The sequence below is a fragment of the Cupriavidus sp. DL-D2 genome (assembly GCF_039710735.1).
GTDB lineage: Bacteria > Pseudomonadota > Gammaproteobacteria > Burkholderiales > Burkholderiaceae > Cupriavidus.
The window spans coordinates 103238-115417 of record NZ_JBDKXK010000019.1; the positions used below are offsets into that span (position 1 = coordinate 103238).

The window sequence follows — 12180 nt, forward strand, 5'->3', positions numbered from 1 at the left end:
AGGGAAGCATGGCGTATCCGATTGAAAACAAGCTGGTCATCGGTGTGGCGTCCAGTGCGCTGTTCGACCTGAGCGAGTCTGACGATATCTATCGGAATGAAGGGGTCGAGGCCTACCGACTGCATCAGGAGCGCAAGCTCGACACTCCGTTCGCCAAGGGAGTGGCATTTCCGTTCATCAGGCGGCTGCTCGGCATCAACAAGGCCTTTCCCGACCAATTGCCAGTAGAGGTGGTGCTGCTGTCGCGCAACTCTCCGGAAACGGGGCTGCGGATCTTTCGTTCCATCGAACACTATGGGCTCGACATCTCGCGAGCGGCATTCATGGCGGGCGGTTCCCCGCATCCTTATATCCCTGCCTTCAACGCCTCGCTGTTCCTGACAGCAAATGAGGCGGATGTACGCGATGCCATTGATTCGAACTACCCGGCCGGGCTGGTGCTGCCCTCAACGGTATCCGACGACGAACTAGACATGGAACTGCGCGTGGCGTTCGACTTTGACGGGGTCATCGCCGACGATGAATCAGAGTCTGTGTTCAAGCGGAACAACGATGTAGGCGAGTTCCAGGCGCACGAACTGAGCCGCCGCGAGATTCCGCACCAGCCCGGCCTGCTGGCCAACCTGTTCCGGCAATTGGACGCCCTGCGGCAACTGGAGGAGGAACGGTTGGCGCAAGATCCCACATACAGGAAGATGGTCCGTATGGCGATCGTTACGGCCCGCAATGCACCGGCCCACGAGCGAATGGTGACCACGCTGAAGAGCTGGGGCGTGATACCCGACCAAGCGTTCCTGCTCGGGGGCATGGAGAAGGCGCGCATCCTGGGTGCGCTGCGACCGCACATTTACTTCGATGACCAGATTGGCCACCTGCACTCGGAGGTAGGCAACATCCCGATGGTCCACATTCCGTTCGGCATCGCGAATCGGCGCGCCACTTGACGCCGTATCCGTCGATTCGCTCCAGCCTTCTGTGCAGATTTGCGGTTTGGAATCCGCGCAAGAAAGTCGGCGATCTCTGCTCCTGCGCGTGCGAGGGTCTTCTTTGGCTAGGGCTTGATGCAGGTTCTTTAGCCGCGCACGACGTACGCAGATTGCAGTTCATCATCGGTTGGCTGGGTCGCACCAGTGCGATGGCGTGGAAGCGCGGTACGACTCCATTCCGGGCCACTTCATTCCACAGTGAAACCAGGCCCGATCGCGGTAGCACGTGTACTCGTCGGTGATTGTTTCGGAGATTCCCATGCCCCAACTGACTGAGCATATCGACGCGATCGCGCGCAAAGCGGGGCGCGATGTCCTGTACCTGACGTTTCTGGATGACACGGCCGGCGTCCGCGTGCAAGAGCGATGGGAAGAAAATCCGTCGCGCAAGGAGGTGGTCGCCTGGCTGGACGCCAACGGGTACGAGTGGTGTCCGTGTGGCGAAACGGCCAGTGACAAATGGATGGTGGAAGGCTATCGAGGTTCAATCTACATCGCGACGCCGTTCGACAGGAACAATGACGCCTATATAAAGCTGGAGCAATACCTGGAGTATCCGGGCGGCGCGCTGCGGTTGCCGAAGATGCGGTTCTGGGTGCTGCAGCTTACTCTGGCCATGCGAAACGCGCACCATGACGAGCCTGGATACTGGGAAAGGCGCGCGGAATCGTTCTAAAAGGACAGAAGATGCAGGAGGATGATGACCGGATCAGTCCGGAACTGGCGGTGTTGATTCTGGAGCAGGAGCGGTCAGGCGAATGGTCGGCGAATTTGACGCCGGAACAGTTGCTCGCCAGTCTGGAAATGCTGTCGCAAACGATCCACTAGGGAGCTGTCGTCCGGGCAGGCCAGGGCCATCGCCTGGCCTGCTTTGTGCTGCATTGTCTATAGGGCGAAGGGTAAAAAAATCGTTCTTGGGGAGTGGCGTCGATTAGAACGGGGCGGCTTGATATGCGTGAGCAGATTCCGGAACAAAGCCTCACCATTCGCAGCCTCTTGCGCATGCTCGGGCCGCTGCGACGCTGGAACGGGCATCGATCCGCAGAGCTGTGAAGTTCAGATCCGCTTCAATGGTCAATTGCAAAACATCAACCAAAGTGTCGATCGTGCCGACGGTGTTCGGTGTGCCGGGGACCAGGGATTGATGTATCCAACTCAGGCTGCGCGTGATATGCACGGCAGTATCGGCGGGGGGCGAACTTTTCCGAATCCTCCGGGCGATCGTCCGGAGCACCGAACACGAAGGCACATCTGCTCATCTCGTGCGTAGATCCAGGCGTACTGTGGGCGTGATCATGCCTGCCGACGTTGGAACCGACACTTAATTTTAGCGATGGATTGCCGTGAACGTATGTTTGGGCGTCTCACGCGCGAAGACAGGGATCACCATGCGAAGAACTACCGATCAGTCATCGGAAACCATGCACCGGGCGGTGCAAGACGAGATAGACGGGCTGCTGAAGAAGCTCGGCGGGGATGTTAGTGATCGCCAGCTCGCGGAGGCCATGGAGAAAGCCAGGGCCACCATCGAACCCATTCGTGCCGAGTTGGTGAAGCACATTAGCGCACTGGGGCGCGCGGCGCGCTGGGACAAGTTCACGATCGCATGCTATGGAGAGACAAACGCCGGCAAGTCGACCTTCATTGAGACGCTGCGCATCCTGTTGAATGAACGGACGAAGGCCGACGCACGCGCGGAATTTCGGAAGATGCAGGCCGAACTCGGACTCAGCGAGGAGACGTTTGCCGCGCTGCGGACGTCGCTCGAGGAAACCCAGAGGCAATGGGATGCAGCGCGGGCGGAAGCCGCGCAGCGCGACGCCGAAGTCGAGACGGTTCGGCGAACATTGGACGAGCTTGTAGACAGGCTAAGCAGCGAAATTGTCGCGAAGAAGCGCGCGATGTCGCTCTGGCGCAAGTTGCTGATGAAGTTCAGCAAACTGCCGGAGGAACTGGAGCTGGCGCGTCAGTTGCAACAGCGCGACACGGTGCAAATCGCGCAGGACACCGAAAAGCTGGCTCGCGATACCTGGCACGCCGAGTTGCAGCGCGCGCACCAGGAGCTGAAGGATCGGCTGGCAACGGCGCAGGCCGCCCTTGATGGCCTTACACCGTTTGCCGACGGGGGCATCATCGGCACAGGGCAGTCCGACTTCACGCGTGAAACGCAAGGGTACCGGTTCACTGTTGGTGGTCAGGCTTTCGAGTTGCTGGACGTGCCAGGCATTGAAGGCACGGAAGCACTCGTGATGGAGCAGATCCTGGATGCTGTGCGGGGCGCGCATGCGGTGCTCTACGTAACGAGAAAGCCCAGTCCGCCGCAAACGGGCGCCGATGATGGCGGCACCGGCACGCTGGAGAAGATCCGTAACCACCTGGGCGACCAGGCCGAGGTCTGGACAATCTTCAACAAGGCCGCGAACAACCCGATGCAACTTCAGGGAGAAAGCCTCGTGAACGAGGGCGAGCGAGAAGGTCTGGCCGCACTCGACGCCACGATGAGTGAAGAACTGGGAGAGAACCGCTATCAGGGCCACCGTGTTGTGAGCGCGTTGCCGGCCTTCTACGCAGTGGCTGAATGCCTGGTTCCTTCTTCGGACATCGCCCGGAACCGCGCCAAGTTCCTGAACAAGCTGACGCCTGCCCAACTCCTTGAAAAATCGCGCTTTCAGGCGTTGGCCGGCTGGCTGACCGGCCCCATGGTCGAGAACAGCGAGGCACGCATCCGTATTGCGAACGTGGCGAAGGTTCGCAGTGCGATCAAATCGGCCTCGGGCAAGGTCACGTTGCTCCAGCGAGACAAATTTGCTCCGCTCGCTGCGGGGATCAAGAAAGACTGGTCCATGGTGGACAAGCAGTTGGAGCTTGCTGTCACAGGTTTGAAGCCAGCGCTGTTGAACCGAGCAACGGAAGCGGTCCAGAAGTTCGAGAACGAGGTGCGCCGCAAGATCTACGCGCGTATCGAGGACGGAATCGACAATGACGACCTGAAGCAGGGACTCGAACGGATCATGCGTCGCGCGCAGGAAACGCTGGAATCCGAGTTGCCAGATGCCATGCGTCAGCAACTCGAAAGGCTCCAGCACGATGTTGCCGAAACGATGGGGCGCTTCCAGCAGCGCGTGGAGCAGCTGCAGGATGCCTTCCGCGGCGTCGACGCAGATTCGCTGCGCGATGACGTCAGCTTCGACTTCCAATTCGGTAACGGCATCAAGTACATGCCGTTGATTGCGGCCCTCGCGGGTGGGCTGATGATGATCTGGAACCCTGTCGGGTGGGTGTCGCTGGCCCTTGGCGGCCTGACACTCGTGGTCAGTATCGCCAAGGCGGTATGGGGCTTCTTTGACAGCGACTACAAGAAGTCGCAGCAACGAAAGGCGGCGAACGACAACCTGGATCGCACGGTAGACCGCATGAAGGATGCGCTCAAACAGAGTTGCGAGGAGGTGGGGGTACGTGTTGGCGAACGTATCGACGAAATTCGCCTGAAGGTGAAGGAATCGGTCGAGCAGGCCGAGCAGATGAATGCGGTGCTGACAACGGTGTGCACGAACCTTGAACGCCTGTCCCGCCAGATCGAAGGAGAAACGGTGTAATGGAAAAGACGCTCGAATCATTTAAGCAAAAGCAGGCTGGCACGCTGAAGGTGTTGCAGGAGCTGCAGGCATTTCTTGCACAAGGCGAGGGCTTTGGGATAAGCATCGACCAGAACGTGAAGACGAAGCTCGACACTGCGATCCGCAGTGTCGAGGACACGAAGCTGCGAGTGGTGCTGGTGGGTGGATTTTCGGAAGGCAAGACCGCAATCGCCGCGGCCTGGCTGGAGCGGCTCGACAAGTCGACGATGAAGATCAGCCAGGAAGAGTCCTCGAATGCGGTCACTGTCTACGAGGTAAGTCCAGACTGCCAGCTGATTGATACGCCGGGGCTGTTCGGTTTCAAGGAGCAGATCGACGCACAAACCAATTCCATCGAGAAGTACAAGGAGTTGACCCGCAAGTACGTTAGCGAGGCACATCTAGTGGTCTACGTGATGGACCCGGTCAATCCCATAAAGGAAAGCCACACCCAGGAACTGCAGTGGCTGTTCCGGACACTGAATCTTCTGCCGCGCACGGTGTTCGTCCTGAGCCGCTTCGATGCGGTAGCCGATGTGGAAGACGAGCGGGACTACGTCCATCATTTTGGTGTCAAGAAGGACAACGTGACGGAGCGCCTGCGAGACCTGATCGGGCTTAACGATGCCGAGGCGAAGGAACTGGCGATTGTCGCCGTGGCGGCTAACCCGTTTGACATGGGTACCGAGCATTGGCTGCAGAATCTCGAGACGTTCCGCGAACTGTCGCGTATCGGCCTGTTGCAGTACGCTACCTCCGAGAAGGTCTCGGGGGCCGGCGGGATTGACGCGGTGGTTGACGAGACCAGGCGCAGTATCGTCCGCGACGTGCTGAACAAGCAATTGCCAGTAGCCGTGCAGAATCACGCAAAGATTGCACAGGAGGTGACGCGTCTGGAATCGATGAACGCGCAGCTTGAGCGACAACTCGTTACGGCGCAGGGACGCATCAAGGACGTGCGAGCGGGACTCCGCACCTTTGTGAGTGAGTTCTTTACGGACCTGATCCTGCAGGCCCGTGGGCAAACAATGGACACGTTCGCCGAATTCTTCGAGCGCAATATCGGCGCCGAGGGGATCGTGCTCAACGCCAACATCCAGAATGCGTTCGAATTGCAGACGCAGTCGGTGAAGATCGAGGTAAGCAAGATGGCCGTGGGGCTGAATGCCGAGGTCAGTCACTTCAACGCCACGGTGCGTGCGTACGGCAAGCAAGGGATCGATTACGTGGTCAAGGGTGGCCTGATCAACAATACGTCGGTGCTGGCTGCGCGTGACGGCCTGGTGGGCGCCGCGAAGGTCGTCGGCCTAGATCTGGGAAAAATGCTCAAGTTCAAACCTTGGGGCGCGGTCAACCTTGCCAAGGGGCTCAACGGATTGTTGTCTGCTTTCGGGCTGGCGCTTGAGCTTTGGGATTCGTGGGAACAAGCTAAACGCCAGCAGGCATTCCGCGACATGATCGTCACCACGGTAGAGAAATTCGAGGCCCAGCGCAAGGAACTGATGGCGCTCGTCGATGGGTCCGATTTCGAAGTACTGTTTTTCCCCGAGTACGTCGAACTCAGCGGCAACGTCGACAGCATCAAGAAGAGCGTGGCAGAAGGACAGAAGAAGCGCGAGCAGTTTCAGCGCTGGCACGAGTCCGGCAAAGCGATCGATACCGAATTCCGGATGCTGGATGCCGCTTAATCTGGTCGCGTCGGACGAAGTGGTCGGGCGTTATCCAGCGCTAGAGTAGTTCGACGCCTTTCCTGTGCCGAACTACACTCGGTCGTCTCCGTGAATGTCTGCGGAGATGACCAGGCGACAGGGATATCGACATCCGCACCAGGATCACCGACCACGGTTACGGTGCGGACACGGCCAGCATTGGCTTTGCCGATTGCGTGGTGCTCGCGCCGACCGCAACGGTTCGATGAGTGACCACAGTTCGTCGTCTAAACAGACCCTATGTGTAATTTCGCAACAGCTTCTAAGGGTTCGTCAGGACTAGCCCTTTGCGCTGCCTATTCTCACCAGGCCAACGTTTCGCCTCAAGGCGGAATCGCCCCGTGGCGACAAGGCGCTCCACCAGCGCAGTTGTTGCTTGCCTCACATTCCGCCGAGTGCATCGCGCTCGCAGCCAGTAATCCAGCGATTCGGGGCGATCGTGCTCGACGAAATTCCTATTGAGGCCGCCGATGATCACATAGCCGCGTCCCAGTGTCCTGACCCATTGCTCGAGTTCGTCGACGTCGAAGGAACCCGGTGCGTATTCAAAACGGATGTGATTGGAAGGCAAAACAGCGTCCTGAACGTCCCTGCGCGGTGCGCCGGTGCGACCACGCCGGCGCGTGGCCTCACCGACAGGCAGGCAATAGCCAAGCATGAACAGCGCACACTCGATGTTTCGTAGTCCGGAGGCGCCGGCGCACCACGGCGCGCCGGATGCCACCCGCGCCCGTTCGAGTAGCCAACTTGCTTCGACGTTGGCGCGGGCCCAGGCGGAGGCATCGCTGGTCAGGCAATCGAACTCGAATCCATCTCCGCTCGGGTTGCGGTACTGTGCCGAGCGGCCAGGTGCCCAGAGGAAGGCAAGCGCCTTCGGCACAGGCCCAGCATATCCGATGTGTTTAAGGAAGCGCCGGACAAGCCAGCACAATGCGGCGCCTACCCGGCCGTCGTAAATGATGATGCCGTCGCACAACAGCGAGAAGACCTTGGTGAAGCCCGCATTCATGCGTACTTGCTGGAAAATCGAGTAGTCGGGCTCGGCGGATTCGAGCGCACGCTTGCCCGCCTCAAGCAGAGCCGGCAGCTGGTCTCCTTGCTGAGCGGCCCAGGCCTTGTTGGCCTGGGCCGCGGACGGGTTGAGTCCCCAGTCCATGATTTGCGCGACCGCATGGTGAACCCCGGTGAGGTCACCGCCCATCGCAGACCGCAGTTGGCGTTGGAACCCCAGCAGCTTGTCCGCGTTCGCAGCGTAGTACTCGCGCTTCCAATAGTACCGGTCGAAGAGGTCCTCGAGCGTTTGTGCCGTCCCCGTGAGTCCGAAACCGTCGCTGTACCCGCTCGGCGTGTGAGCGCTATGAAAGCGGTACTCAAAGTCGATCGGCGCCTTGCCGCTGAGAATTGAGGCGAGGTAGTCAACAAACTCCGGGACGAGCGCGGTTTCGAGATAGTCTTGCTTGAGCATTGGTCAGGTACGGTAGATCGGTGGGGGCATGCGCTGATCTATTGCGTGGGCCGGGCCGTAGATCTTCGTGCGCACGACGAGTCGAAACGGAATAACGGCATGCGTCTTACATGGCTTTAGGCATGGAGCTGCCGTCAGATGAGATCGTGCGGCTTCAGATGGGAACGATGGCTGGCCATCTGCGCATGACATGCTCAGATCGGCGGCTAACATCGTGGCTTCCCTGACGCTCCTTGCTGGCACCGCGCGAGCACATCGAAGATGCGGGGAATCAGGCTTTCCGAACCCGACTAACGCCCCCGACGGTATCGGAGCCATGACAGGTAAGGGGGAGAGGAATACGGAATGCCCATCGATCAGAATCAGCTCAGGCTCGCAGCCCAATGGGTACGGACCGCACAAGCCATGATCGTGACTGCTGGGGCGGGGATGGGTGTCGATTCCGGTCTGCCGGATTTTCGGGGCGAGGAGGGGTTCTGGCGCGCCTATCCGGCGCTCCGGGCCGAGGCAATGACGTTCTACGACATCGCCTCGCCCAGTAGTTTCAAGGGGGAGCTTGCGCGCACGGCGTGGGGGTTCTACGGTCATCGTCTGGCAATGTACCGTCGCGTGAAGCCTAATGCCGGGTTTGACATACTTCGAAGCTGGGCTGATCGGATGCCGCAGGGCGCATGGGTGTTCACCAGCAATGTTGACGGGCACTTCCAACGGGCCGGATTCAAAGCGGAGCAGGTCCACGAGTGCCATGGCTCGATTCACCGGATGCAATGCCTGACGCCGTGTTGCGAGGCGCTATGGTCGGCGGATGGGTTCGAACCGGAGATTGATGAAAGCCGATGCCGGCTCACGAACGAGCTGCCGACGTGCCCGTCGTGCGGCGGCATGGCGCGCCCCAATATCCTGATGTTCGAAGACTATGGCTGGCTGGAAGCCTCCACCGAGGCGTCGCGGGCCCGGCTCGATGCCTGGCGCCGTCAGGTCTCGGAAGTTCTGGTAATTGAGTTGGGAGCGGGAACGGAGATTCCTACTGTTCGCCGGTTTGGTGAGCGCGTGGCCAAGCGATTCATCCGGATCAATCCGGGAAAATGGGGAGCGCGAGGCGGCGCCAATTCGATGGGTATCGAAGGACCGGCGCTGGAGGTGCTGGCGGCGATCGACCGAGAGATGCAAGTCAACGGTTCGTGATCGCCGCTTCGCACATCGCCTGTCGCGGATATGGGCGATTCCATTGGCTGCGCTGTCGGAGGCGTGACCGTGAGGTCCACTTCTCATCCGCAAGTTAGACCGTGTCACCATTGACGCTGGTGGTGTCCGGCGGCAGATGCAGGTCAAATAGCGCCGTCGCGCCCGGACCAGCGACTGACTTTTTCGACGGCGTCCATGGTGTTGGCACGGGCCGCTTCGATGAAAGACTTGCGGGGCACCTATTGGTTTCCGCCAGCGGTAAACCATCGGAATAGTCCGTTTTTCCTGAACCAGCCACCGGCTGCACCCGAATTGGACTCCCTGGCATCGTCCCTCGCTACGGGCTCATCTTCAATTCGCTCGAAACGCTCGGCATGTGAGTAGTCTTCGTTACGAAGCCCCGACAGAATCTCGTCGATGTTCTCGAATGTAGTGTCGACGAATTGTCCGACATCATCGAGGCCGCAAGGAAGTTCGACGGCCGCGGCACAAAGCGTCTCATGTATCGACGCCTTCATCCGTTCCTTGATCACCCCTGCGGAACGGAGGTGATCACGAAGCCTCGCCTCTTTGTCCTCATGCTTTAGCGACGTGAACTTCGTGTTGATCAGCGATATCAGCTCGTCGCTCGCATGCTGCTGCAGGTCAAGGCTCATCGACTTATAGATTCGTCTCGACTGGATGACGCTTGCAATATCTCTCGCGATCGCTTTGCGATACATCGAGAAGACCTCGTCGATGGCCTCATGTCGGGGCGGAATGAAGTTTAGACTTGGGTCACCCGCGTGTAATAATCGAACGATAGCAACAGCCTAACGTACGCACACAATCCTTAACTACATCTCCATGGCTCTCACTCCAACCATTTATTACAAACTCAGAGAAAAGCTACTCTCGAGGTCGAACGAAGCTGTCGAAGCTTTGAAGAGCGCTTCGGAGCGCGTCTACCGAGGTTCTGTGCATGGCGACATCATCGCCCAAGTTTGGCAACTCTTCGGGGACAAGCCGCTATTCTCGGCAATGCAAGCAAACAAGCTTGGCACGAAGTACGCCTATATGTGGAAGGAAGGCTTCTTCCCCTCGACCGCTCAGGAAATGGCGGACCCCGACTGGGAGATATCCTACACGCGACACTCTGGAAACAGTTGGAACGCAGACGAAAATTATGAGCTGGTTGGGCGTTCAGCGAAGGCCTTCGCTGAGGCGGCAGGAAGAGCTATGACGATTCCTGGGGGCGATCCTGGTGTGCGTCCAAAGGTCGGTAAGCAACGACTCTTCAACATGAGGACGATTGCCAAGAACTTGGTGAGTTTTGCAACGCCAGTTGTAGGCGAAACGACCAGCAGAGTGGGTGCTCTGAAAGCACAATTCGAGGCAGAAAAGGAGCCTTCCGAGTTCCTGGCGATTGGTCGAGAGGCATCAGAGACATTGGGGGTAGGCTTGACGACAGCGTTCCATGGACTGTGTGATATGGGATTCGAGGTTATCAAGCCGGACATGCATGCGGCGCGGTCTGTGTGCTACTTTGGCTCGGTGAACTCGGAGTTGGGCGTGTCAGACCCCAACAAGTTTTTGGGTTTGCGAGACGCTAACAAGGCGGAAGTAGTTAGTGCAGGGGTATTGCTTGCACGCCAAATCAAACCACTGCCAGAATTTGAGGGCTATCGCTGCCGAGAAGTTGACGTTGTGTTGCTTTGGGCAAGCAAATCGGAACTCATATTCGATTTCCCTTGAGGCACCTAGTCGCGGAATGTCACGGGTATCCACAGAACATTGTCCGGAAGTCGTTTGGTCGGCAGGCGGATACGTGCCAGAAGTCGACGCAGAGGCTTGCTTCTTGAAGGGGCCCATGCCACGTTGTCCAAATTGTGGAGCACTGGCTCGTCCGCACATTCTGACGTGGCATGCCGAATCCGCCGAACGACAAGTCGAGAAGCTGCAAGGGTGGCTGGGTCTTGCGGAAGCGCTCGTTGTCGTCGAGGTTGGGGCTGGTACGGGTCTGCCGACAGTGCGGAGCTTCAGTAAGCGGATGGCCCTCGGGTCATCCGCATCAATGCTCGCGAGTCATTTATCAATCCGAGGTACGGGTTGGGGCTGGCTAGATGGTCGTGCGCTGGAGGTCCTGCAAGAGTTGGATACTCAGCTAGGGAGCGATTGGTGTACTGGAGGACGAGCGCAGTGCAGATGTGGACAAGGGCGATGATGGTTCCCTTCCCGTCGTAGCCAACTTCTTGTTCCTAGTTCAACATCTACCGATGCGGTACGTGGGGGGCTCGGGAAGTTCGAGAGCTAAGAGCAAATCTTCATTCAACGGACTACTTTCGGAAGGACCATATGAGAGGGCTTGTCCTTAAGACCGGAGGCCGCCTTGAGTTTATTGGCTGGGGGCTCGACGAAAAAACAGGAGATGAGGGGTATCTTCGCTCCGAGGTGACAGCAGATGCCGCTGCATACCTGATGGATGCAGTACGATTTGAAGGGGATATCTACCTCCGGGACATCTTCTCGCTGCTTGAGCTCAATCCCACGTTGCTTCAAGTGTTTTCGCGAGTCTACGCGGCCGAATACCTGGCGGAAGCAAAGAAGAGGAGCGCGGCTCCTTACACCGGTGAGTATGATGGCGAGAGTATCGAATACCTCGAATTAACGCCGGATTGGGAAAAAACTGCCGGCGAGCTTACCGTAAGCCACCGCCTTTCGATTGCCGGTGTCGGCCACGTACTAAGGCAAGACGTCGAGCTCGAGGGCGGCATGCAGTACAAGGCAGGAACCAGAATCCGATGGTCAATCATGTACTGCCCGTTGGCAGAGCTCTTGAACTTGCCTCTGCGTTTGAACAGCAAGGTATCCCTCATGGCAGGCAGCGGTGTTGACGAGGGTAGCCATCGGGACGCCCTAACCACCGTGGTCGTGGCGCCATCCCTCGCTCAGATTATCCATGGTGCCCTCTGGGAACTGTCGTTTGGTGGAGACGCCGAACAGACTGCGGAGTTCGTTGATGCGCTGCTCGACGCGGAGTCCGATACGGAAGGGTGGACTATCGTTAGCGCGGAAGAGCTTCTGCGGCGCCTGGATGGTAAAGAGGGTAACTGAGCCAACTGCGCGCTGTTGGCTGATGGAGTGGCCACACGCTTAAGGGCTAGGGGTGACATGCCCTCTGTGGGTATGGGGGGCTGACGCCGGGCCGCCACTTCCCTACCTACTCGCTCTAGCTTGCC

General features: G+C 58.7%; 11 protein-coding genes. 8 read left to right on the plus strand and 3 right to left on the minus strand.

What is annotated here, in order from left to right; translation table 11 throughout:
• Window positions 1-8: 8 nt before the first annotated feature.
• From ABDB81_RS13635 to ABDB81_RS13645, 3 genes are all read left to right on the plus strand, one after another.
• On the plus strand, window positions 9-944 hold the full coding sequence (locus ABDB81_RS13635) for a 5'-nucleotidase (RefSeq protein WP_346811572.1): 936 nt from the start codon (window positions 9-11) through the stop codon (window positions 942-944).
• A gap of 301 nt (window positions 945-1245) precedes the next feature.
• Window positions 1246-1662 (plus strand): hypothetical protein, encoded by a 417-nt coding sequence (locus tag ABDB81_RS13640; protein WP_346811574.1) that lies wholly within the window; start codon window positions 1246-1248, stop codon window positions 1660-1662.
• Window positions 1663-1673: 11 nt separating this feature from the next.
• Entirely contained in the window at window positions 1674-1814 is a 141-nt protein-coding gene (locus tag ABDB81_RS13645; RefSeq protein WP_346811575.1) for a hypothetical protein, read from the plus strand.
• Between the two features lie 151 nt (window positions 1815-1965).
• Here ABDB81_RS13645 and ABDB81_RS13650 read toward each other — a convergent pair whose 3' ends face one another.
• Window positions 1966-2163 (minus strand): hypothetical protein, encoded by a 198-nt coding sequence (locus ABDB81_RS13650; protein ID WP_346811577.1) that lies wholly within the window; start codon window positions 2161-2163, stop codon window positions 1966-1968.
• Window positions 2164-2374: 211 nt separating this feature from the next.
• Here ABDB81_RS13650 and ABDB81_RS13655 point away from each other — a divergent pair, with 211 nt between their 5' ends.
• Window positions 2375-4582: a hypothetical protein gene (locus ABDB81_RS13655; RefSeq protein ID WP_346811579.1), complete on the plus strand. Its 2208-nt coding sequence runs from the start codon at window positions 2375-2377 to the stop codon at window positions 4580-4582.
• Window positions 4582-6291: a LeoA/HP0731 family dynamin-like GTPase gene (locus ABDB81_RS13660; protein WP_346811581.1), complete on the plus strand. Its 1710-nt coding sequence runs from the start codon at window positions 4582-4584 to the stop codon at window positions 6289-6291. Before ABDB81_RS13655 ends, ABDB81_RS13660 begins: the two co-directional genes overlap by 1 nt.
• Window positions 6292-6574: 283 nt before the next feature.
• On the opposite strand, the gene ABDB81_RS13665 is transcribed toward ABDB81_RS13660, so the two are convergent.
• The gene (locus ABDB81_RS13665) at window positions 6575-7777 is read right to left on the minus strand and encodes a hypothetical protein (protein WP_346811583.1); all 1203 of its coding nucleotides are present in this window, start codon (window positions 7775-7777) and stop codon (window positions 6575-6577) included.
• 345 nt (window positions 7778-8122) lie between these two features.
• On the opposite strand from ABDB81_RS13665, the gene ABDB81_RS13670 reads away from it, so the two are divergent.
• Window positions 8123-8962, plus strand: coding sequence for a Sir2 family NAD-dependent protein deacetylase (locus tag ABDB81_RS13670; protein ID WP_346811585.1), 840 nt, complete (start codon window positions 8123-8125; stop codon window positions 8960-8962).
• 239 nt (window positions 8963-9201) lie between these two features.
• Here the strand turns inward: ABDB81_RS13670 and ABDB81_RS13675 are convergent, their stop codons facing one another.
• On the minus strand, window positions 9202-9684 hold the full coding sequence (locus ABDB81_RS13675; protein WP_346811587.1) for a hypothetical protein: 483 nt from the start codon (window positions 9682-9684) through the stop codon (window positions 9202-9204).
• Between the two features lie 124 nt (window positions 9685-9808).
• On the opposite strand from ABDB81_RS13675, the gene ABDB81_RS13680 reads away from it, so the two are divergent.
• On the plus strand, window positions 9809-10696 hold the full coding sequence (locus tag ABDB81_RS13680; RefSeq protein ID WP_346811589.1) for a hypothetical protein: 888 nt from the start codon (window positions 9809-9811) through the stop codon (window positions 10694-10696).
• Between the two features lie 600 nt (window positions 10697-11296).
• Window positions 11297-12055, plus strand: a complete 759-nt coding sequence (locus ABDB81_RS13685) for a hypothetical protein (RefSeq protein WP_346811591.1) — start codon at window positions 11297-11299, stop codon at window positions 12053-12055.
• Window positions 12056-12180: the final 125 nt, after the last annotated feature.

Excerpts from the sequence above, each read along its gene's own strand:
- ABDB81_RS13675 (WP_346811587.1), bottom strand. The coding sequence starts at position 9,684 with ATGTATCGCAAAGCGATCGCGAGAGATATTGCAAGCGTCATCCAGTCG.
- ABDB81_RS13670 (WP_346811585.1), top strand. The coding sequence starts at position 8,123 with ATGCCCATCGATCAGAATCAGCTCAGGCTCGCAGCCCAATGGGTACGG.
- ABDB81_RS13635 (WP_346811572.1), top strand. The coding sequence starts at position 9 with ATGGCGTATCCGATTGAAAACAAGCTGGTCATCGGTGTGGCGTCCAGT.
- ABDB81_RS13655 (WP_346811579.1), top strand. The coding sequence starts at position 2,375 with ATGCGAAGAACTACCGATCAGTCATCGGAAACCATGCACCGGGCGGTG.
- ABDB81_RS13685 (WP_346811591.1), top strand. The coding sequence starts at position 11,297 with ATGAGAGGGCTTGTCCTTAAGACCGGAGGCCGCCTTGAGTTTATTGGC.
- ABDB81_RS13645 (WP_346811575.1), top strand. The coding sequence starts at position 1,674 with ATGCAGGAGGATGATGACCGGATCAGTCCGGAACTGGCGGTGTTGATT.
- ABDB81_RS13660 (WP_346811581.1), top strand. The coding sequence starts at position 4,582 with ATGGAAAAGACGCTCGAATCATTTAAGCAAAAGCAGGCTGGCACGCTG.
- ABDB81_RS13680 (WP_346811589.1), top strand. The coding sequence starts at position 9,809 with ATGGCTCTCACTCCAACCATTTATTACAAACTCAGAGAAAAGCTACTC.
- ABDB81_RS13640 (WP_346811574.1), top strand. The coding sequence starts at position 1,246 with ATGCCCCAACTGACTGAGCATATCGACGCGATCGCGCGCAAAGCGGGG.
- ABDB81_RS13665 (WP_346811583.1), bottom strand. The coding sequence starts at position 7,777 with ATGCTCAAGCAAGACTATCTCGAAACCGCGCTCGTCCCGGAGTTTGTT.